The 20,727-nt window shown below is 55.8% G+C and carries 16 protein-coding genes; 8 read left to right on the forward strand and 8 right to left on the reverse strand.

Annotated elements, in window-relative coordinates:
• Nucleotides 1–377 precede the first annotated feature (377 nt).
• The 6 genes from K2F33_RS15100 to K2F33_RS15125 all read right to left on the reverse strand — a co-directional run bounded on the left by K2F33_RS15100 (nucleotide 378) and on the right by K2F33_RS15125 (nucleotide 6,423).
• Complete coding sequence (locus K2F33_RS15100; RefSeq protein WP_076174256.1) at nucleotides 378–1,196, reverse strand: sugar phosphate isomerase/epimerase family protein; 819 nt, start codon at nucleotides 1,194–1,196, stop codon at nucleotides 378–380.
• Between the two features lie 31 nt (nucleotides 1,197–1,227).
• Nucleotides 1,228–2,211, reverse strand: a complete 984-nt coding sequence (locus K2F33_RS15105) for a Gfo/Idh/MocA family protein (protein ID WP_263882127.1) — start codon at nucleotides 2,209–2,211, stop codon at nucleotides 1,228–1,230.
• On the reverse strand, nucleotides 2,208–3,242 hold the full coding sequence (locus tag K2F33_RS15110) for a Gfo/Idh/MocA family protein (protein WP_263882128.1): 1,035 nt from the start codon (nucleotides 3,240–3,242) through the stop codon (nucleotides 2,208–2,210). Before K2F33_RS15110 ends, K2F33_RS15105 begins: the two co-directional genes overlap by 4 nt.
• 61 nt (nucleotides 3,243–3,303) lie before the next feature.
• The gene (locus K2F33_RS15115) at nucleotides 3,304–4,137 is read right to left on the reverse strand and encodes a carbohydrate ABC transporter permease (RefSeq protein ID WP_076174262.1); all 834 of its coding nucleotides are present in this window, start codon (nucleotides 4,135–4,137) and stop codon (nucleotides 3,304–3,306) included.
• Nucleotides 4,138–4,161: 24 nt separating this feature from the next.
• Complete coding sequence (locus tag K2F33_RS15120) at nucleotides 4,162–5,109, reverse strand: carbohydrate ABC transporter permease (protein WP_263882129.1); 948 nt, start codon at nucleotides 5,107–5,109, stop codon at nucleotides 4,162–4,164.
• Between the two features lie 54 nt (nucleotides 5,110–5,163).
• Nucleotides 5,164–6,423, reverse strand: coding sequence for an ABC transporter substrate-binding protein (locus K2F33_RS15125; protein ID WP_076174264.1), 1,260 nt, complete (start codon nucleotides 6,421–6,423; stop codon nucleotides 5,164–5,166).
• 424 nt (nucleotides 6,424–6,847) lie between these two features.
• Here K2F33_RS15125 and K2F33_RS15130 point away from each other — a divergent pair, with 424 nt between their 5' ends.
• From K2F33_RS15130 to K2F33_RS15145, 4 genes are all read left to right on the forward strand, one after another.
• Nucleotides 6,848–8,050: an ROK family transcriptional regulator gene (locus tag K2F33_RS15130; protein ID WP_089550341.1), complete on the forward strand. Its 1,203-nt coding sequence runs from the start codon at nucleotides 6,848–6,850 to the stop codon at nucleotides 8,048–8,050.
• Between the two features lie 163 nt (nucleotides 8,051–8,213).
• Nucleotides 8,214–8,885, forward strand: coding sequence for a phosphatase PAP2 family protein (locus K2F33_RS15135; protein ID WP_084204113.1), 672 nt, complete (start codon nucleotides 8,214–8,216; stop codon nucleotides 8,883–8,885).
• Nucleotides 8,886–9,052: 167 nt separating this feature from the next.
• Nucleotides 9,053–9,766 (forward strand): FadR/GntR family transcriptional regulator, encoded by a 714-nt coding sequence (locus K2F33_RS15140; RefSeq protein ID WP_076174266.1) that lies wholly within the window; start codon nucleotides 9,053–9,055, stop codon nucleotides 9,764–9,766.
• Nucleotides 9,759–10,976: a CynX/NimT family MFS transporter gene (locus K2F33_RS15145; RefSeq protein WP_412973988.1), complete on the forward strand. Its 1,218-nt coding sequence runs from the start codon at nucleotides 9,759–9,761 to the stop codon at nucleotides 10,974–10,976. The genes K2F33_RS15140 and K2F33_RS15145 overlap by 8 nt, the downstream gene beginning before the upstream one ends.
• A gap of 55 nt (nucleotides 10,977–11,031) precedes the next feature.
• Here K2F33_RS15145 and K2F33_RS15150 read toward each other — a convergent pair whose 3' ends face one another.
• Together K2F33_RS15150 and galU are read right to left on the reverse strand one after the other, a co-directional pair.
• Nucleotides 11,032–12,114, reverse strand: a complete 1,083-nt coding sequence (locus tag K2F33_RS15150) for a glycosyltransferase family 8 protein (RefSeq protein WP_263882130.1) — start codon at nucleotides 12,112–12,114, stop codon at nucleotides 11,032–11,034.
• A 79-nt stretch (nucleotides 12,115–12,193) separates the two neighbouring features.
• On the reverse strand, nucleotides 12,194–13,102 hold the full coding sequence (galU, locus tag K2F33_RS15155; protein WP_263882131.1) for a UTP--glucose-1-phosphate uridylyltransferase GalU: 909 nt from the start codon (nucleotides 13,100–13,102) through the stop codon (nucleotides 12,194–12,196).
• A 285-nt stretch (nucleotides 13,103–13,387) separates the two neighbouring features.
• Between galU and K2F33_RS15160 the strand changes: the two genes are divergently transcribed.
• From K2F33_RS15160 to K2F33_RS15175, 4 genes are all read left to right on the forward strand, one after another.
• Nucleotides 13,388–15,142 (forward strand): ABC transporter ATP-binding protein, encoded by a 1,755-nt coding sequence (locus K2F33_RS15160; RefSeq protein ID WP_263882132.1) that lies wholly within the window; start codon nucleotides 13,388–13,390, stop codon nucleotides 15,140–15,142.
• Nucleotides 15,135–16,955 (forward strand): ABC transporter ATP-binding protein, encoded by a 1,821-nt coding sequence (locus K2F33_RS15165; protein WP_089548393.1) that lies wholly within the window; start codon nucleotides 15,135–15,137, stop codon nucleotides 16,953–16,955. Before K2F33_RS15160 ends, K2F33_RS15165 begins: the two co-directional genes overlap by 8 nt.
• A 382-nt stretch (nucleotides 16,956–17,337) precedes the next feature.
• A complete protein-coding gene (locus tag K2F33_RS15170; protein ID WP_263882133.1) occupies nucleotides 17,338–19,167 on the forward strand; it encodes a sensor histidine kinase in 1,830 nt (609 codons plus the stop codon).
• A complete protein-coding gene (locus K2F33_RS15175) occupies nucleotides 19,148–20,722 on the forward strand; it encodes a response regulator transcription factor (protein WP_263882134.1) in 1,575 nt (524 codons plus the stop codon). Before K2F33_RS15170 ends, K2F33_RS15175 begins: the two co-directional genes overlap by 20 nt.
• Nucleotides 20,723–20,727: the final 5 nt, after the last annotated feature.

Below are 20,727 nucleotides of genomic sequence, written 5' to 3' on the forward strand. Positions count from 1 at the left end.
TCATCAGCTCTGCTGATAACGAATAAATTCTATATCTAGCACGAAGTAAATCGGGAAGCTGATTCGGCATCGAATCTTGAATTCAGCCGGGTCTTCCGGTGCTCACGTACCCACTACGTACGCTCTGCTCCTCAGCCCCTAGCTTCATCCAATCTTCTCGGTGCTGAAAACCGACTTTTTTGAACATGCATTTATATGTATTCATACCGAAATAAGCTTTGATCTAGGAAAAAAAGGGCTGTCTTCCGGCAGAATGACTCTGCCGGCGAGACAGCCCTTTAAGGTTGACTGATTGATCAGCTTATTCAGCGAAGCTGAACGCTTGGGATTGCTACAAGCGATTAACTTTCGGCTGAAGGTGGTCAGCATTGTTGACTTCAACGGCCCGTAATAATATCCAGCTGTGCGGAAGTATCATATACCATCTGGTAAGGGTCGGAGCTGTACGGAGTGAGCTCGGCCGTGACGGTATCCGTGTAGCCGATCTCGTTCAACGCCCGCCGCACTTCGTTCCAGTTGACGCTGCCCGACAGCAGCGGGACGAAGCCGTTCGGTCCGGCTGCCGGATTAAAGTCCTTCACGTGGACTTTGCGGATCCGCTCGCCCAGCGTCCGGATCCAATGCTCAGGATAGCCGAAGAGGAGGACGTTTCCGATGTCAAAATAGGCTCCGGCCCAGGGCGAATCGAGTTCGTCGATATACCGGGCCATCTCCATCGGGGAGAGCAGAAATTTGTTCCAGACGTTCTCGATGCCGATATGAACGCCGTGCTGTTCGGCCAGCGGAATGAGTTCCCGCAGTTCTTCCTGGCTGCGGCTATAACATTCCTCATAGGTGACGGAAGGCGTCACCGCCCCGGGAACGACCAGCACGGTGTCCATCCCGAGCAGGGATGCAAGCTCCAGCTGCCGGGTGACGATCTCCCGTCCGCCGGCGCGGACATCCGGATCTGCCGCGGACAGAGGGGATTTCCACAGCATGCCGGTCGACAGACTGCGCAGCTGAATGCTGTGACGGGAAGCCAGGGCCAGTACGGCCTCCGCCTCCTGGGCAGTGGTGTCCATGGTCAGCCCGGTTCCGCCGGACGGATACAGGTTCAGCTCGACGGCATCGTAACCCGCCTGCTCCGCATGAAGAAATATCGTCTCGAGCGGGGTTCCCTCCGGAAATCCCCATTGATTTATCGACTTCAGCATCGCTTCATACACCCCTTTGTCAGGTTTAGGTTCAGAGCTCTGCAGGCGAAACGGCGGCCAATCGCTCCGCTGAGCGGTATGCAGCCAGGGCCACTTCGAGCGCCTTGAGCCCGTCGACGCCCGTCACGTTCGCCTCGGTCTTGCCTTCCGCGATCGAGACTACAAAATCCCGGACCAGGCCGAAGTCCATATCGTCGCCCCAGAAATGGTGCCGGTAGCCGCGCTCCTCGCTGAATACGTTCAGCTTCTGTCCGAAGGCGTCGATCGTCAGGGTGCCGGCCGTCCCGACGATTTCCAGCGTCACGTCGCCCCAGGTCGGGAAGGAAGGATTCCTGGACCAGCTGCAGTCCAGCGTGGCAAAGACGCCGTTGTCAAATTCGATCGACAGAATTCCGCAGTCATCGATGGGGGCGGCGGACATGAGCTGCCCGATTTCCGCGTACACCTCTTTGACCTCCGCGCCGGTGAACCAGCGCATGATATCGGCGACATGAACGGTGTGGTCAATGACCGCTCCGCCGCCGGACAGGGCGGGGTCGACGAACCATCCGCCCGGATTTTGCCCGCGGTTGGTCCCCTTCATGGCGAGGATCCGGCCGAGCTTGCCTTCGTCGATCATTTGCTTGGCCCGGATGACGGACCGATTGTACCGGACCGGGAAGGCCGTCTGCAGCATGACGCCGGCGGCTTTGCAGGCCTCGATCATGTCCCGGGCGTCCGCGGCATTGGTCGATATGGGCTTTTCGCACAGCACATGAACTCCCGCCTTGGCGGCCGCAAGGACATGCTCCTTATGGTTTGCGTTCTCCGACGTAACGATGATCCCGCTGAGGCCTTGCGACAGAAGCTCCGCATAATTGCTGTAATAGCTGGTGCCAAGGATGCCGGCGAACTTTTGACCCCGCTGCTCATCGGGATCGTAAATGCCGGCGAGCTCCACTCCTTCCAATTGGATCAGCGCTTTCGCATAACTGTATGCGTGCATATGGGCAAAACTGGCGATGCCGATTTTCATGAACCGATCACTCCTTTGCTGCTCGGGTCGGCTGCACCGGTCCCCAGATGAACCGGCCGCCCGGTCTCCATCGATTTCAGCGCCGAGAGCGCAATCTGAAGCGCCTTATAGGCGTCTTCCGCGGTTACGATCGGCTCTTCATTCTGCTCGATGCAATTCAGGAAATGGCGAAGCTCTTGGAAATACGGGTTTTCCTCGACCGGGCTTTCCGGAACGGGTACGCCGCCGCCTCCGCCTGCATGACCGCCGCGCTGAAAAGACAGCAGCGGCTGATCCCGGGCGCTGTCATAGCCGATGATCCCCTGCGTGCCGGCCATCTCCAGATTCATGGAGAAGCCTTCATGCGACCAGGTTCCCTCGACGTGGGCGATGGCGCCGCTTTGAAAGCGGAGGGTCACGAGCGAATAGTCCAGCTGGGCGTGAACTCTCCCATGGAGCCCCTTGGCATATACACGTTCCACTTCGCCGAAGCACCAGCGAAGGAAATCGAAGTCGTGGATCATGGCGTCCAGCGTAATGCCGCCGCTGGCGCCGAAATCGCTGTACCAATGCTGCCAGCCGATCGGATACCCTCCACCGCGGCCCGCGCGGATGACGGCCGGCTTGCCGATGACGCCATCATCCAGCAGCTGCTTGGCATGCGCATATTCGTGGAAGAAGCGGAGAACATGCCCGACAAACAGCCGGACACCACGCGAACGGCAGTGGTCGATCATTTCCCTGGCGTCGGCCAGACTTCGCGCCAGCGGTTTCTCGCAGATGACGTGCTTGCCGTCGTCGGCCGCTTGAAGAACAAACTTCTTGTGCAGCGGCGTCGGCAGGCAAACATCGACGACATCGACGCGGTCGAGCGCTTCCATCGCCTCCGCGTAGGAAGTGAACGAAGAGGTGCCGCATGCCTCGGCAACCCGCGCTCCCTTGCCGGCGTCGGTGTCGACGATACCGGCCAAGTGCGCATTTGGCATATCGGCATAGGCTGCGGCATGGGTGCTCCCCATCGCCCCTGCGCCTATAACGAGTACGTGAATCATAACGGTTTTCAGCTCCTTTTATGATGGACCGGTTACACTTGTAAAAGGTGTATTCGTTTTCTTATCCTTTGATGCCATTCATAGCGATTCCTTCTATAAAATAGCGCTGCAGGAAAATGAACAGGATGATGATCGGCAGCGTAGCCATCACGGCACCCGCCATCAGCAGCGGATAATCGGTAGAATGCTGCCCCTGGAAGGAGGAGATGCCGATCGACAGCACGCGCATATCCTCCGAGCTGGTCATGATGAGCGGCCACAGCAGGTCGTTCCATGCCGCCAGAATCGTAAAAATGGCCAAAGAGACGAGAGCGGATTTGGACAGCGGCAGGTAGATGTTCCAATAAATCCGGAAATAGCTGCAGCCGTCGATTTTGGCCGCCTCCTCCAGATCCTTCGGCAGCGTCATGAAAAATTGCCTCAGCAAAAAGGTGCCGAATGCGCTGAAGATGCCGGGGATAATCAGGACATAGAAGGTATCCAGCCAGTTCAGCTGCCTCATGATGACAAAGCTCGGGATCATGACGACCTGGGACGGCACCATGAGCACGGCCAGCAGGGCGAGAAAAATGACGTTTTTCCCTGGGAATTTCAGGCAGGCGAAGGAGTATGCGGCCAGGGAACACAGCAGCAGCTGTCCGGCTGTCCGGCCTAGCGTCACCAGAATCGTATTGAGGTAGTAAGTGCCGAAATCGATGGTGGTCAGCACCTTGGCGTAATTTTCAAAATGCCATTCCGACGGCAGCAGCGTAGGGGGCACCTTCATGGAATCCGCAAAGGATTTAAACGATGTGGACAGCATCCAGACAAAAGGGGTCACCATCAGGACGGCTCCCGCGATCAGCAGAATATGAACGGCCAGCCGTCTTCCGCGGTCGGAAGTTCGGGTTATCATGACAGCCTCTCCTCCTCATGAAGGTTATTGATAATGAACCCAGCGTTTTTGGAAATACATCTGAAACGCGGTGATGATCAGGATGACGATAAACAGGATGAACGCCTCCGCCGAAGCGTAGCCCATGTTGAAGTACTTGAAGCCGTCCTCCCAAATGCTGTACACGACGGTGCGCGTGGAATCGAGCAGGGAGGTTTGCTGTCCCATCATGATGAAGACGAGGTCGAATACCTGGAAAGAGTTGATGAAGGACATGACGAGCACGAAAAACAAGCTCGGCGTCAGCAGCGGCAGCGTTATCCGGAAAAAGCGGTAGACCGTGCCGGCGCCGTCCAGCGACGCTGCTTCGTAATAGCTCGACGGAATTCCCTGCAGCCCCGACAGCAGGATGACGGCGTTGTAACCGACGCTCGTCCAGACGCTGACAATGACGATCGACATGAGCGCAAACTTTTCGTCAAACAGCCAGTTCGGCTGGGGCAGATGCATCGCCCCGAGCACGTAATTGATCAGGCCGAACTCGGAGTTATACAGCCATTTCCACACCATGCCGACCGCGATCGGCATGGTGATGACCGGGATGAAATAGAACGTGCGGTACACGACCATCCCTTTGATATGCTGATTGAGCAGCACGGCGAGCAGCGTGGCAAAGACGATGGACAGCGGGACGGTCGCAACGGTATAGAGCAGCGTATTCAGCAGGGAATGCGTAAACTTCTCGTCCTGCATCAGCTGGGTAAAATTGTCGATCCCGTTGAACGCCGGAGCGGACATGCCGTCCCAGTTCGTAAAGGACAGAATCAGGGAAGCGGCGGAAGGCACCATATAAAAGAGGGCCAGACCCAGTGCGACGGGGAGGATAAATACGTACCCCCAGACCGCCTCCTGGATGGCCAGCTTGGAAGTTTTCCGCTTCCGGGCTGCAGGCAGGTTCGGGTCATTCGACTTGACGGCCAGCGGCGTATTCACCGGCAGCACCATCCTTTCTCTCGAAGTTAAGTGGATACAAGCGTAGACTCTTCTTTAATCCTTCTTCTCTTCCGCGAGAATCTCGTTCATTTTATCGGCTATCGTTTTCAGCGCTTCCTCAAACGACTTTTTCCCGAGGTAGGCGTCCTGAAGCTCCTTGGTCTCCACGTCCTGCCACTCGGCCGTCCGCTCGGACACCGGATACGGCACAGCAAAGTCCAGACTATCCACGAATACCTTCAGGTCAAGGGAAGGGATCGACTTCAGCCAGCCTTCCTCCGTTCCTTTATAAGCGGGAATGCTGAAGCCCGATTCGGCCAGGTACTGCTCGCCTTCTTTGCCGGAAAGCACCTGGATCAGATCCCATGCTTCCTGCTGATGCTTCGTTTTTTCGTTCATCGCCCAGCTCAGGCCGTGAACGATCGTCGCTTTCTGCTTGCCTGCGGGCAGCGGGGCAACCCCCAGCTTGTCTCCCAGCAATTTGTACAGCTCGGGCGCGCTGACGGAAATGGCGGGGAACATGGCGGCTTTGCCGGATCCGAACAGCTGGAGCGGCTTGGTCTCTAGCTGCTGCTGGGCGTTCGGGGAATAGCCCTGGTCCATCAGCTTTTTCTCCCATTGAAAAGCGGACAGCGCTTCGGGCGAATCGAAGCCGGATTTCGTTTTATCTTCGGAGATGATGTAGCCGCCGGCCTGGTGGATCAGATCGTAATATCCGGACTGGCTGTCAATCAAAGCGGTGTAGCCGTACACGCCGTTCTGCTTGTCCGTCAGCTTGGCGGCATTCTGCTCGATCGTATCCCAGGTCCAGCTGCCGTCCGGGTAAGACACGCCGGCTTTGTCGAAAAGTTCTTTATTGTAGTAGAGTCCAACCGCATCGAGGAAATAAGGAAGTCCATAAAGATGATCGTTGTAGGTGTACAGATTGACGAGGGCGTCAGTGTAAACGGAGGTATCGAGCTTGCTTTCATCAATAAGCGGCTGCAGATCCTTGATCCAGCCTTTGGAGGCATAGGCGTAGAAGTTGGGGCCGTTCATCCAGAAAACATCGGGCCCACTATTGCCGGCGAGACTTGTTTTCAATTTGGTCCAGTAGTCGGCCCAAGGGGTGTAAGTTACTTTGACTTCCACGTCGGGGTGGTTTTTCTTGTACAGCTCAATCGATTTGTTGACGGTGTCCTTCACGTTCTCATCCCATAGAGCCACGTTGATTACTTTTTTGCCGCCGGCTTCTCCGGAAGAGCCGCCGCAGCCCGTCATTACAGCAGTGAACAGAAACAGGAACACGAGGATGATCGACATTTTTCTAGCCATTCCAATAACCTCCTCTAAATATGGTTCTTGCATTCATTCTTGATCTGCCGCAGTTCCAATGATGTACGAATTCTCCCCCCTTATCTTGCGAAAATCCATCGCCATACTTATTCCAATAATCAAAATAAGTAGATGCCAACTGACCATTCAATGTGAGGTTTCAGGAAAAGAATGGCATCTATTTGCGTAAGATTATATATTTGGTGATTTTTATTTTCAATAGTTTGATAAATATTTGCATAAAAACTTTTGGAAGGCAGGAAAACGGCGTTTTCAAGTGGAAAGTATCGGTTTCCGCATATTTTGGTTATTGGAATATGTTACATGGAATGGAGCATTGGGAACTATATTTTACTGCAAATATGGAATAAGATGGAATATATTGATGCATTTTGCCGAAGAAAGGGGAAGATGGTTGAAAACGATGAGAAAAGGCGATTGGAAACTGATTCAGGAGCTGAACCGGTCGATCATTTTAAATAAAATCCGCCTGGACGGCCCGATCTCCCGGATCGAGCTGGCCAAAGGAAACCGGATTAGCCCCTCCACCGTAGCTGCGGCGGTTCAGGAGCTGATCCGGGAAGGCTATGTGACTGAAATCGGCAGAGGAGAGTCCAGCGGCGGGCGCAAGCCCATTTTGCTGCGATTTGCACCGGATAACCATTTTTTGTTTGCCGCATCGATCTCAAACACGGTCATCGAGGTTGCCCAATTAAACCTGGAGGCGAATATCCTGCGCAAAGAATCCGCCCCTGTTGGAACGCGGCAGGGAGAAGGCGTCATCGAGCTGATGCTCGGCATGATCGACCGCTTCGTCACCGAAACCGGCAGCCTGGACGCTTGCATCGGCATAGCCGTCACGACACCGGGCGTGGTTAATGTTGAGCAGGGGGTTGTCTACTATAATTCCAAGCTCCGCCTGAATGACGTTCCGGTCAAGCAACTCGTGGAAAGCCGCTATGGGATTAAAACCTGGGTCGAGAACGATACCAACTCGCTCGTGCTTGCGGAACGGCGGTTCGGGAGCTACAGCTCTTTTGCCAATCTGATCTATATTATGGTCGGCAATGGGATTGGGGCGGGCATCCTTGTCAACGACATGATCCTCCGGGGAAAGCTGGGGGGAGCGGGCGAATTCGGCCATACGAGCGTCAACCGGAGCGGAATCCGCTGCGAATGCGGAAACGTCGGCTGCCTGGAGAACTCGGTAAGCTGGCCTGCCGTGCACTCCCGAATGATGGCGGCGATGGCCTCGGGCCGGCAGACGCTTATCCACGATTTGACAGGCGGCGACTTCAGCCGGATCGAGCCTGCGGTGTATAAAGAGGCACTGTCCAGAGAGGATCGGCTGGCCATGGACATCACCGAGGAGATCGCCGAGCATCTGGGCGCAGGCATCGTCAACCTGGTGAACCTGTTTAATCCGGGAGCGATCGTGTTAGGCGGGAACGTGGCTCAGGACAATCCTATTCTGCTTCATAAGGTTGAGGAGCATATTTCAAGGTATGCCATGCGTATTTTGAAGGACGATCTGGTTGTTGGGCAGTCTTCGCTTGGCGATGACGGCAAATTAATCGGTGCGGCCGCTGTCGTGCTGCAGGATCTGTTTCAGTTTTCGTTAACATAGCCGTCATCCTTCGGTGAGGAGACTGTGGGGAAATGAAATAGAAACTGGAAAAGGCTTCATACATAAATATGGTTGATGGAAACCGGTTCTAGCAGTACAATAAGGCAGCGGTTCTCGAAGGAATCCCTTAACATCTTTTGCAACCGGCAGAGAAAGGTTTGATATGGTGACGAAGGTAAATGCAATGATGCAGAGGCTGCGTCCTCTCGCCCCATTAGTACTGATGCTCGTTTTTCCCGTTCTGGGGTCGATTTACCAGCTGGTGAACCACCCGAATGACCGCGTGTATTCCCTTGTCACGCAAGCGGATCTGGCTATTCCATTTATAAAATATTTTGCGCTCCCTTACGGCGTATGGATCTTCTATATCTATGCCTGCCTGGTCTACCTTTTCTTTAAGGACCGGAATTTGTATTACCGGGGCATTATACTGTACACGGTATGCGCAATGACATGCTACGGCATTTATCTTGTGTTTCAAACGACGGTGCCAAGGCCGGTCGTGACCGGCAGCGATCCGTTCAGTGAGCTTGTCCGATTTATTTATAAACGGGATCAGCCCTACAACTGTTTTCCGAGCATTCACTGCTTCTCGAGTTACATGGTTATGCGACTCTTTCTGACAAGCAAGTCCCGGAGCCGCGTGATCATGATTCTCGTCAGCACGATGTCGATTCTCATCATCGCCTCGACACAGTTCGTGAAACAGCATGTCCTCTGGGACGCTGTTGCGGCGATTGCGATGGTTGAAATCTACCACTTCGTGATCTATGTCCTGCCCGGGGCACACCGTAGCCGGGAGAAAGTACGGCAGCAGAAGGAACTTCAAGCATAAGGCAGCATGCTCTAACAGAGCCCGGCTGCACCAGATCGGCAGCCTTCCGAGTGAAGGCTGCCGTTGCTGCGTTTCAGGGCCGAAGATGGTGCAAAAACGAAAAAAAGTGCAGAAAACCGAAGTTCATGCTACAATGAACCAAACATCCTATGTTTGGAGGTATTCAAATGAACTTGCAGCGTCCAACGCGTTCAACGCTTGTCGAGCAGGTCGCATCCCAGCTGGAGAAGCTGATTGAAGAAGGGCAGTGGCCCGTTGGGGAACGCATTCCTCCGGAACCGGAGCTGGTGGAGAAGCTGGGCGTCAGCCGAAACACGATCCGTGAAGCGATCCGTGCCCTGATTCATGCGGGACTGCTCCGGACTCGGCAGGGGGACGGGACGTACGTCGTCGCGTCGAGCAGCCTCGGTCCCGTCCTTCAGCGGCGGATGGAGCGCTCCAAGCTGAGCGAGACGCTGGAGGTTCGCGCTGCGCTGGAGCAGGAGGCCGCCCGGCTCGCCGCCCAGCGGAGCACGGCGGATGATATCAAGCAGATCCGGCTTACGCTTGCGGCCTGCAGCGCCGCAGAACAGTCCGGAGATATAGAAGCTTATCTCATCGCCGATTTGGCCTTTCACAAGCAGGTGATCGCCGCTGCGTATAACCGGCTGCTCAGCGAATTGTATGACAGCATTAGCGAATCCGTGACGAGTTCCCTCTCGCTGGGCAGCCTGAGCTGGGATCTGGTGCTTGTGCACGGCCGGCTCAATGAGCGTCTGCTTGAAGCCATCATCCGCCGGGACGCGGCGGAGGCGGGTGAAATTGTCAGGTCTTATATCCAGGCATCCCAAGATGCCTTGCTTGATTTGTCTGAAGGAGGAAATACAGAACATCATGAATAAAACATACGAAATATCTACGCAGCCGGCGGAGAATCCCCAGGTTTCCACAGGGATGAAGGCGCTGCTGCTGGTTCTTGGAATTATCCTGATCGCGACGACGCTGCGGGCGCCGATCACTTCGGTGGGTCCGCTCGTTGAAACGATCCGGCTCGATACGGGAATGTCGCATACCCTTGCGGGGCTGCTGACGACGTTCCCGCTGCTGGCCTTTGCCGTCGTCTCTCCGATTGCTCCGAAGCTGGCCCGGAGATGGGGCATGGAGAAGACGCTGTTTAGCGGCGTGGCCGCTGTAACGCTGGGCATTGCCCTACGGTTCGTTCCTTCGGTCGCCGCTTTATTTGCCGGCACGATTCTGCTCGGCCTCGGCATCGCGGTCAGCAATGTGCTGCTGCCGAGCCTGATTAAGCGGGATTTTCCGCTGCGGGTGGGTGTCATGACGGGAATCTATTCCGTTTCGATGAATATCTTTGCGGCTATCGCCTCCGGCGTCAGCCTCCCGGTGTCGAATCATCTCGCTTCCGGCTGGCGGGGATCCCTGCTCATCTGGGGAATCCTGTCGTTGATCGCCCTCATCGTCTGGCTGCCGCAGCTCCGGTACCGGCATCGGACCGGCGGGGTGCGGATTTCGTCGAAAAGCAGCATCTGGCGCTCGAAACTGGCGTGGCAGGTCACGATTGTTATGGGTTTGCAATCCTTCGTATTTTACTCGGTCGTGTCCTGGCTGCCTGAAATTTTGACCGATCGGGGCATGAGCGGTTCGACGGCAGGCTGGATGCTGTCGCTGATGCAGTTTTTCAGCGTGCCGGTCACGTTCTTTGTGCCGATTCTGGCGGGACGCTTTCAGAATCAGCGCGGCCTGGTCGTCGGGACGTTCCTCTGCTTTGTTCTGGGCTTTGTACTGCTGCTTAGCGGATGGAATGCGATCGTTCCGGTCGCGGTCGTATTGGTCGGAATCGGCACCGGTGCGGCCTTCGGCCTCGTAACGATGTTCTTCATGCTCCGCACCCGCCGGACCGAACAGGCTGCGGAATTGTCCGGTATGGCCCAGTCGGTCGGGTACCTGCTGGCCGCTGTCGGACCTCTGCTGATTGGACTTGTCCATGACCTGAGCGGCAGCTGGACGATCGCGACCTCGGTCCTGCTGATCGTGGCGATCGTCTATATGCTGGCCGGATGGGGCGCCGGAAACAACACTTACATTGAAGAATAAAGCACAACCTCCGCCGGAAGGGCGGAGGTTGTTTGCATTTTTCTTGAGACGGCCGTTACAAATAGATGCCGCTGCTGAAGCCCTGAATGTACATGGCATGCTTTCTGCGGGAGCTGCGGCGCACCGTAAGGATGCGGGACTTGCTGCCGCTGCCGGTTGCAGATTTGTGCCGGGAGTACCTGGAGTGTCTGGAGGCTTTTCTCCGCTTCCTCATGACGACCCTTTCACTCTGTTCCCTTTCGCTTCGGTGGCGGGAGGATGGTTTTCTAGGCGAGTGTTTGCGGGTTTTGCGTTTCATAAGCAGATGCCGGGCTTTTCTGTCCGTGCTTCTTTTGATGGGCGCCGGGAGTACCGGCTCCTTGCTCCATGGCGTTAATCTCAGATTATCCTGATAGAGGACATATCCTGGGGAAAGCGGGTCCCAGCACTTCATGTCACCGGCAAAGTGAACGATTTTCTGCTGGAGGTCCATTTCTGCACCCGGGACGTAAAACCAGTTGAACCGTTGGTCCAGCAGCAGGCAGTTTCCCCCGAATACATGGTTCAGGCAGTCCTGGTCCGGCATCGAGGTGCCGGGAAAGGCGCGGAAAAAGTTCAGCATTTCTTCAAACCACGTCACGTGCTGCCGAATGGCATTGAGGTCAAATAAAAGGACCCCGGAGTTAAAATAGGTTTCGGGGTTTAAACCCTGGACGGCCACAACTTCTGCGATGCCGTGGATGCCTTGGTCGTGGATAGCCCCAAGGTAGCCCCCGTTCAGATTGATCTCCCACAGCTCGGTGATGTCCATATTGACCATCACGTCGCAGTCGAGATAGATTACCCGTTCAGCAGGTACCACGGCTGGCAGCAGCAGCCGGTAAAGACTGCCCCACGTCCATCGGTCGATGGAGCCGGTTCCCGACAGAACGTCCATCATCTCGACAGGCAGGGTCACAGGATAGAAGTGGATCGGATGCTTGAAATCCGCCGCCAGCTGGGCGAGCTTGTTCCTGTTTTCTTCCAGGAGCGAATCGTCATGGAGGATGTGAACCTGAAGCTCGGAGGAAGTATTACGGAACACCGAAGCCAACGCGGCGGCAGCGTGCTCGGAATAGCTTCCGTCCTTATCCGTAAAAGCTAAAGCCAATTCAATCATTTGCGGGGACACCTCTCTTTAGAATTGGTTTTCCGTTACATACCTGCATCACGAGAAGGCAGGCGGGTGAAGCTTGGGCTTACGGCGCAGGGTCACCGGAACCGGAATCCGGTGATTGCGGGTCCTCTTTTAACAGCTCGTTCATTTCGTCCTGCAGGTGTTGCTTCAGATGCGCTCTTTGCTTCGTCAGTGCCAAAATGGCCTTCACATAACCCAGCGGATCACCGACGTCATGCCAACGGCCTTTAATCTCGCAGGTATAAATCGCTTCTTTGGCAAGTAATTGATTCAATGCGTCCGTCAGCTGGATTTCGCCGCCAACTCCCGGGGATTGGTTTTCCAGGATATCGAAAATGGATGGAGTCAAAATGTAACGGCCCACCATGGCCAGCCTCGAAGGAGAGGCATCGACCGCGGGTTTTTCCACCAACCGGTTCACATACGCAAACGAATCGACCAGCGGTTTGGCGTCGACGATGCCGTAGCTCGATACCTTGTCAGCCGCCACGCTCTGCACGCCTACAATGGACGTCTGCAGCCGGTCATACCCATCCATAAGCTGTTTTAGCGACGGCGGATCAGCGTCAAAAAACGTGTCTCCAAGCAGGACGGCAAAGGGCTCGTTTCCGATAAACTTGCGCCCTACCCCGATGGCGTGCCCCAGACCTTTACGCTCTGATTGGCGGATATAGTGGATGTCTACAATGCCGGTGAATTCCCGGATTTTGCGGAGTTCCTCGAACTTGCCTTTTTGCTCCAAATAATATTCGAGCTCCAGCGCCGAGTCGAAGTGATCCTCGATCACCTTTTTGCCTTTGCCGGTCACGATCAAAATTTCCTCAATCCCGGAAGCCGCGGCTTCTTCGATAATAAACTGGATGGTGGGCTTATCGATAATCGGCAGCATCTCTTTGGGCATTGCTTTGGTGGCGGGAAGAAACCGCGTTCCGTAACCGGCTGCCGGAATGATCGCTTTACGAATCTTCAAGCGGTCCTCCTCCTTTGCTGATAGCAATTTCGCATACTGTCATCTTATGCCGGAGAGAGCTTCGGATCGTGGACATTTATCCAGTGCGGCAAAATTAATGGACGGCCGGTTTTTTGCAGGCAGAAGTAAGACTCCAAAAAAAATTTATCCGTTCCAGGACACGGTTTTTTCGCTGCTCTGCCAGGTTGGGAAAAGCCCAATCTTTTTTTTCTGTGGTATATTTTAATGGATGGGTCGGAAGCGGGTAATGATGAAATATCAATTCAATTGAAACCAAAGGAGGGAATGGAACTCTTGAAAAGCTTCGAACTGCTCACCAATTATTTGAAGAAAAACGCGCTTCTCTACCTGACCGCCGTCATCCTGATCATCCTGTCCAACGTGGATCAGGCGCTGCTTCCGCAAATTCTCGGTAAGGTGACGGATGGACTGAAGGAACGTTCGATCGGTCGCGAGGACATCATCCGCTACAGCCTGATCCTGCTGGGGATCGCCGTGTCCTATGGCGTGCTGTTCGGCTTAGGGCAGTTTACCATTATGCGTCTCGGCCGGCGGTTCGAGTTTTTGACAAGGGGCCAGATCTTTGCCCAGTTTTCCCGCCTCAGTGAGGACTTTTTTTCCAAACAGGGGACCGGCAAGCTGCTCAGCTATGTCATGAACGACGTGACTTCGGTTCGGGAAGCGATTTCATTCGGAGTCACGCAGACGACCAACGCCGTGTTCATGGTCATCTCCTGTGTTGTCATGATGCTGGTTACAGGTATACCGGTAACTCTGATTCTGGTCAGCGTGTGTCCGCTGGTCGCTATTCCGTTTCTGGTCATTTATTTCGGTCCCCGCATCCGGAACCGGTCGATGGATGTGCAGGAAGGGTTGGCCACAATGACGGAATCCGCCGATGAGCAAATCGGGGGCATCCGCGTCACGAAGACGTTCGCCATCGAGGAGACGGCGCAGCGCCGGTTTGACGAGACGGTCGACGGGGTGCGCAGCGCGCAGCTGCATCTGGTGAGGATGTCATCCTTGTTCCAGGCGCTGCTTCCTTTCTTGGGGGCGTTATCCCTTGTCGTCTCGCTGCTGGTCGGCGGATATATGACGATTCAGGGCCGGATGACCCTTGGAAGCTTCGTTGCGCTGACCTTCTACCTCCGGATGCTGACGGGGCCGCTGCAGCAGATCGGCAACGTAATTAACATGATGCAGCGCTCAGGAGCGTCCCTGGAACGCGTCAACCGGCTGCTGGCCCGGGTGCCGAGCGTGAGGGACAAGGACGACGCTTCGGACCTTGCCCGCATCGGGGATATCGCCGTGGACAACTTGACGTTCTCTTATCCGGGGACGTCGGAACAAGCGCTTAAGGACGTCAGCTTCACCATTCCGGAAGGCCGCACCGTCGGGCTCATCGGCCGCACCGGCAGCGGCAAATCGACGCTGGCAAAGCTGCTTCTGCGCATTTATGAGCCCCCGGCCGGCAGCATTCAGGTGAACGGCCAGGATATTACCCGTGTGACCCTGGAGTCGCTGCGCCGTAAGATCGGCTATGTGCCGCAGGACGGGTTTTTGTTCAGCACGGATATCGCCGACAATATCGCCTTCAGCGACCGCTCCGCCAGCATCGAGCAAATCCGCGAGGCAGCGGCCCAGGCTTTGCTGCTGGAAAGCGTCAACTCCTTTGAAGCGGGATTTGAGACCCGGCTTGGCGAGCGGGGCCTTACGCTGTCCGGCGGTCAAAGGCAGCGCGCGAGTCTGGCGAGAGGGCTGATGAAAAAGCCCGAGCTCTTGATTCTCGACGACAGCATGAGCGCCGTCGACGCGATGACGGAATCGGGCATCCTCGGCAATTTGATCCGGGAGCGCAGCGGCAAATCGACGCTCATTATCGCGCACCGGATCAGCAGCGTCCAGCATGCCGATGAAATCATCGTGCTGGATCAAGGCCGCATTGTCCAGCGGGGCAGCCATGAGGAATTGATGGCCTGTCCGGACGGGCCTTATGCATCTTTATACCGGATTCAACAGGAGGGACTGCAGCATGCCTAATTCTTCAGCCGCTGCCCTCAAGGCAACGCAAGCAAAGGATGCAGCGGACAAGAAAAAATCATTTGAAGCCTTCAGGGCGATACTGGCTTACGGCAAACCGCACAAGTGGGCTTTTGCCGGCGTGTTTGTCTGTGCGATCCTCGGCATTTCCGCCGATCTGCTGCAGCCGTATCTGGTCAAGATCGTGATCGACGATCATTTGGCTGTCGGCGGCAGGGACATGGGCTATATCGCTACGATCGCCGGCATTTATCTCGGCATTTCGATCGTCAGCTTCTTATTCACGTATTTGCAAAATAACCTGCTGCAGTACGCGGGTCAAAGCATCGTGGCACGGATCCGGAAGGATTTGTTCCAGCATATTTCCAAGCTGTCGATGTCCTATTTCGACCGCGTGCACCGCGGCAGTCTGGTGACCAATGTCTCCAGCGACACGGAGACGATCAGCCAGTTTTTCACGCAGGTGCTGCTCAGCTTGATCCGCGACGGCATGACGCTCGTACTGATCATTGTCTTTATGTTTCAGCTCGATACGACGCTGGCCTGGTATTCAATGATCGTCCTGCCCGTCATCGGCCTCGTGGCCTTCCTGTTCCGCCGATATCTACGCCAGGCGTACCAGGTAACCCGGAGCCGCTTGTCGCGGTTAATCGGATTCATTGCGGAGAATTTGTCCGGGATGGGGCTGATTCAGGCGTTCCGCCAGGAAGAGGAGCAGACCCGGCGTTTTAACGAAAATAACCAGAGCTACTGGGAAGCGAACATGAGGGAGGTCCGCGCCAACGTGCTGTTTAACCGGACCTTCGACATTCTGGGCAACGTCGCCCTCGTCACGGTTGTCTGGCTGGGCGGACTGGCGGTATTCCATGAGCATATGGCCGTCGGCGTTCTGTACGCGTTTACGAGCTACATCCGGCAGTTTTTCCAGCCGATCAACCAGATCACGATGCAGTGGAACACGTTCCAGTCGACGACCGTATCGATGGACCGGATCTGGAAAATATTCAGTACCGAGCCGGAAGTGAAGGACCCGGAGCCTGACAAAACGTGCCGGCTGCGCTTGTCCGAAGCCCGCGGCCGGGTCGACTTCAACCACATTTCTTTCGGCTATTCGGAATCCAAGCCGGTCATTCCCCATCTCGACCTTCATTTGAAGCCCGGGGAGATGGTCGGCATCGTCGGCACGACGGGAGCGGGGAAGAGCACGATGATCAGCCTCTTGAACCGGTTCTATGACGTTAATTCCGGCAGCATCAAAATCGACGGGGCGGATATCCGCGATATTCCGCAGCAGCAGCTCCACCGTCTCGTCGGACTGATCCAGCAGGAGCCCTATCTGTTCGCGGGAACCGTTCTCGATAACGTCCGGCTGTTTCAGGAGGACATCTCCCGTGAAAAGGTGATGGATGCCTGCCGGTTCGTCGGCGCGCACGACATGATCATGCGGATGTCCGGCGGATACGACACGCTCCTATCGGAGCGGGGCAGCGGCCTGTCAGCCGGGGAGCGGCAGCTGATCTCCTTCGCGCGGATCATGGTCTTTGAGCCGCGGATCCTCATCCTGGATGAGGCGACCGCCAACCTGGATTCGCATACGGAGCAGCTGGTGCAAAGCGCGCTGGCGAACGTGTCTACAGGGCGGACGACGCTGGTGATCGCCCACCGGCTGTCCACGGTCATGCACGCCGACCGCATTCTGGTCATGAAAGACGGCCGGGCGATTGAGGAAGGCACCCATGACGAACTGCTGGCCATGCACGGATACTATGAACAGCTGTACAATCATGCAAGACAGGCGGCCGATGAAGAGTAGCCCGGGATGCAGGGGCCGATTGGAAGCCGGCTGAACCGGATGTATAGAAACGGGGAGAGAGCGATGCTCTTTCCCCGTTTTATTTTGCAGACAGGAAAACGAGGCTGCCAGCGTAACAGGATCGGATCATAGCTGTAGCTGCGGCGCTCCCCTGGGCGCAGGCTCTGACGCGTAAAATACTCCCTCAACCGACGAGTTTTTAGAGGCAAAACGGATTCAACTGCGACTTTTTAACCATTTACTTAAGACCTAGTGATCTTCTAAGATAGTGAATAAACCTAACATGAACCTCTGTGATAAAGCCAATTGGTTTATTAGCAAGTGTTTTCAATGTTATATAATATTACATAACCATTTCATAAACCGACGTAGGAGGGATCATATGCAGCATTGGTTCGGAACATCCTTGAAGCATAAGCTGTCTCTGCTCACCATTCTGGCCGCGCTGGTTCCGCTGCTGTTCCTCGGCATTTTCTCCTACAAAATGGCCGAGAGCCTGACCGAGGAAAAGGCCAAAACCTCCGGGATGAACAATCTCAGGCAGCTGGATGTCTACCTGGAGACGATGGTCAAGGACGTTGAGAACATTTCGCTTTTTCTGATCGGCAACGAAGGCGTGCAGTCCTATTTAAAAAGCTCGGAAAGCAATTACGTGCAGCAGACCGCCGTCATCAACTTTCTGACAAGCCTCGCCTTTTCCAAAGATTATATCGCGAACATCATCGTCGAGCCGCTTGGGGCCAAGGACTCGATCTCCTACAAGTCGCTGGTGCGGTCGGAGTTCCAAGATGTCACGGAGAGGGATCCTGATTATTATGTCGAGCATCCCAAGTGGTGGTCTTCGGTCCACCGGCAGTGGACCTTTGAAGGGGTGAGGAAGATGATCACGCTGGCAAGACCGATCCGCAGCACCGATAAATACAAGCCGATCGGAAACCTGCAGATCAATCTGGATCAGGGGGTCATCGCCAGCCAGGTCCGGCAGGTGGCATTGGAAAAAACGGGCTTCGTGCTGCTGCTGGACGAGAACAACCGGATTCTCGCAGGCCCCCCGGATATGGAAACGAATCTTGCGCTGGACGCTTATTATCCTTCGATCGGCCCTTTTGAGGGACAGAGCGGGGATTTGGTCTACGGGCAGGGGAGCGGCAAGAAGACGATTTTGTATAAAAAGATGTCCAGCGTGGGCTGGAAGCTTGTCGGGATCATACCGGCTGCGGAATACAGCTCGCAAAACCAGTATTTTCTAAGGCTTACGGCTGTCGCTGTCACCGCTGCGATCCTGTTTGTCATCATTCTGGTTCTTTTTCTGATTCAAAAAATTACTAACCCGCTCTCCGCGCTCACCAAATTCCTTAGAAACGCCAGGCCGGAAGAACCTCTGCCTGCACTGCCGGTCAAAACGATAGACGAGGTAGGTCAGCTGATCATCAGCTATAACCGGCTTACTTCGCGGATTGTGAAGCTCACCGATGAGGTCAAGCGCAATGAATCACTAAAGAAGGAAGCCGATATGCATGCGCTGCAGGTGCAGATTAACCCGCATTTTTTGTATAACACCCTCTCCTCGGTGCAATGGCTGGCGCTGATGAATCAGGACGGTGCCAAGATCGCCGAGATGGTCGGCTCGCTGAGCGATTTTCTGCGGTTCAGTTTAAATGCCGGCCAGGAATACTGCACGGTGCTGCAGGAGATCACGCATGTCCGCCATTACATGAATATCCAATCGATCCGGTATCCCGACAAATTCGATTTTCGGGTCGATGCGGCTGAGAGTTTGCACCATCTAACGATGCTTAAGCTGCTGCTTCAGCCGCTGGTGGAGAATGCGATCCTTCACGGCCTGCTCGGCCGAGACGGGCGGGGCATGATCCGGATCGCGGTGGAGCGCAGCGGGGGGTTCCTCGATTTCGCCGTTGAGGACGACGGGATCGGAATGCCCGAAGAGAGGCTTCAGTGGCTCCGGAACCGGCTGGCGGAGCATCCGGCGGCCTACGGGCAGGAGCCTGACGCCCGCGGGAGCTACGGGCTGCGCAACGTCAACAAGCGGCTGGCGCTGCATTACGGCAGGGATGCCGGACTTCAGGTAGAGAGTGCGGAAGGAGCGGGCACGCGGATTACATTCAGGATCCCGATCGTGCAGGAGGCAAAGGAGTGGACTCGGGAACAATCAAGCAAAGGGGAGAACGAAGATGAAGGTTATGATCGTTGATGACGAAGTGATTATCCGAAACGGGCTAAGCACGGTGGTCAATTGGGAGGAGAACGGTTTTACGGTGCTGGAGCCGGCCGCTTCCGCCGAAGAAGCGCTGCAGCGGATTCCGGATGAGCAGCCCGAAATTATATTTACCGATATCCGGATGACGGGGCTCAGCGGGATCGATATGGCCCGGGAGGTGAAAAAGCAGTTCCCGGATACCGAAATCATCATCATTTCCGGATTCGACGAGTTTGCCTATGCCCAGCAGGCGATGCGCGAAGGAGTCAGCGACTATTTGCTGAAGACGAGCAGACCGGGGGAAATCATCCAGTCCGCGGCCAAGGCCAGGGAGCGGCTGGAGGTTCGCCGGCGGAACGAGGAGGGCGGCAGGGTCCAGCAGACGATCGTGAACCGCGGGTTCTTGAGGAGACTGTTGGCTTCAGGATCCGCACCCGATGCCCGAACTGAAGCCGAGTTTTGGGACCGGTTCCCCGACCTTCGGCCCGATGCTGACGGGCTCACGGTGCTCCGTATTTGGCTGCTGTCGGCCCATTCCTCCGGCTCGGGGGAGAGGGGCAGCCGCCCGGACGGCGATGTATACCGCATCCTCGGCAGCCGGCTGGCCGAACGATTGCCATGCGCATGGCTCGAATGGAACGGTGCACTGCTTCTTCTGGTAAAAAGCCGGGGCGAGGACGACTGGAGCCGCATGAGGCCGGTGCTGGGCCATGTGGAGGCTGAGCTGGGCTGCCGGGTCACGGCTGCCGTCGGGTTGCCGTTCACCCAGCTTCAGGATCTGCCCGGCGCCTTAGCTGCCGCAGCGGAGGCCGGCTCCTATGCATGGCTGCTGCGTGCAGAACGGCGCATTCGGTATGAAGAGGTAGCCTCCCGCCGGGGCATCCGGACGGTATGCACGGTGGAGGAAGAATCCGAGCTGTTTGCCCTGCTCCGGGCGGGCGACACGTTCCGCCTGCGGTCCTGGATTACGGATTTGCTTGAACGGATCATACTGGACCCCGAGGCTACACCAGGATCGATGCAGGCTTACCTCCATTCCATTCTTGTCTCGGCCCGTCGGTGGCTGGAGCGGGCCGCCGCTTCGATCGGTTACTCCAGTCCGCTTCCTTCCGGGACTCCATTCGATATCTACGAGCTGGCCAAGTGGCCAGAACGAATCATGGTTCATGAATTGAAACAGATCATGCAGCAGTACAGCGGGATGGTATCGGCGTCCAGTCCGGTAGAACGGGCCATTGCGTACATTCACGACCACTTGGACCAAAGCCTGTCGCTGCAGCAGGTGGCGAAGCACGTCCATATGAACCCGAACTATTTCAGCGAGCTGTTCAAGCGGGAGACCGGCCGCAACTATCTCGAATACGTCACGCAGGCGAAACTTCGCAAGGCGATGAGGCTCCTGCGGGAAACGCCGGCCAAAATCAGCGAGGTCGCCGGCGAGATCGGTTACGAAGACCTGAAGTATTTTAATCGCCTGTTCAAGAAATTCACCGGTCTGACCCCTTCGGAATATAGGGCAAGTGCTGAAGTTTGTCCCTCCCTTGACTGAATTCT

It is taken from the genome of Paenibacillus sp. PSB04 (assembly GCF_025809195.1).
In the GTDB taxonomy this organism is placed as follows: domain Bacteria; phylum Bacillota; class Bacilli; order Paenibacillales; family Paenibacillaceae; genus Paenibacillus_AQ; species Paenibacillus_AQ favisporus.

Bases quoted from the DNA above. Each gene is read 5' to 3' on its own strand.
- K2F33_RS15160 (WP_263882132.1), top strand. From the start codon at position 13,388: ATGGAACTCTTGAAAAGCTTCGAACTGCTCACCAATTATTTGAAGAAA.
- K2F33_RS15140 (WP_076174266.1), top strand. From the start codon at position 9,053: ATGAACTTGCAGCGTCCAACGCGTTCAACGCTTGTCGAGCAGGTCGCA.
- K2F33_RS15175 (WP_263882134.1), top strand. From the start codon at position 19,148: ATGAAGGTTATGATCGTTGATGACGAAGTGATTATCCGAAACGGGCTA.
- K2F33_RS15165 (WP_089548393.1), top strand. From the start codon at position 15,135: ATGCCTAATTCTTCAGCCGCTGCCCTCAAGGCAACGCAAGCAAAGGAT.
- K2F33_RS15135 (WP_084204113.1), top strand. From the start codon at position 8,214: ATGGTGACGAAGGTAAATGCAATGATGCAGAGGCTGCGTCCTCTCGCC.
- K2F33_RS15105 (WP_263882127.1), bottom strand. From the start codon at position 2,211: ATGAAAATCGGCATCGCCAGTTTTGCCCATATGCACGCATACAGTTAT.
- K2F33_RS15130 (WP_089550341.1), top strand. From the start codon at position 6,848: ATGAGAAAAGGCGATTGGAAACTGATTCAGGAGCTGAACCGGTCGATC.
- K2F33_RS15125 (WP_076174264.1), bottom strand. From the start codon at position 6,423: ATGGCTAGAAAAATGTCGATCATCCTCGTGTTCCTGTTTCTGTTCACT.
- K2F33_RS15150 (WP_263882130.1), bottom strand. From the start codon at position 12,114: ATGATTGAATTGGCTTTAGCTTTTACGGATAAGGACGGAAGCTATTCC.
- K2F33_RS15145 (WP_412973988.1), top strand. From the start codon at position 9,759: ATGAATAAAACATACGAAATATCTACGCAGCCGGCGGAGAATCCCCAG.
- K2F33_RS15170 (WP_263882133.1), top strand. From the start codon at position 17,338: ATGCAGCATTGGTTCGGAACATCCTTGAAGCATAAGCTGTCTCTGCTC.
- K2F33_RS15110 (WP_263882128.1), bottom strand. From the start codon at position 3,242: ATGATTCACGTACTCGTTATAGGCGCAGGGGCGATGGGGAGCACCCAT.
- K2F33_RS15115 (WP_076174262.1), bottom strand. From the start codon at position 4,137: ATGATAACCCGAACTTCCGACCGCGGAAGACGGCTGGCCGTTCATATT.
- K2F33_RS15100 (WP_076174256.1), bottom strand. From the start codon at position 1,196: ATGCTGAAGTCGATAAATCAATGGGGATTTCCGGAGGGAACCCCGCTC.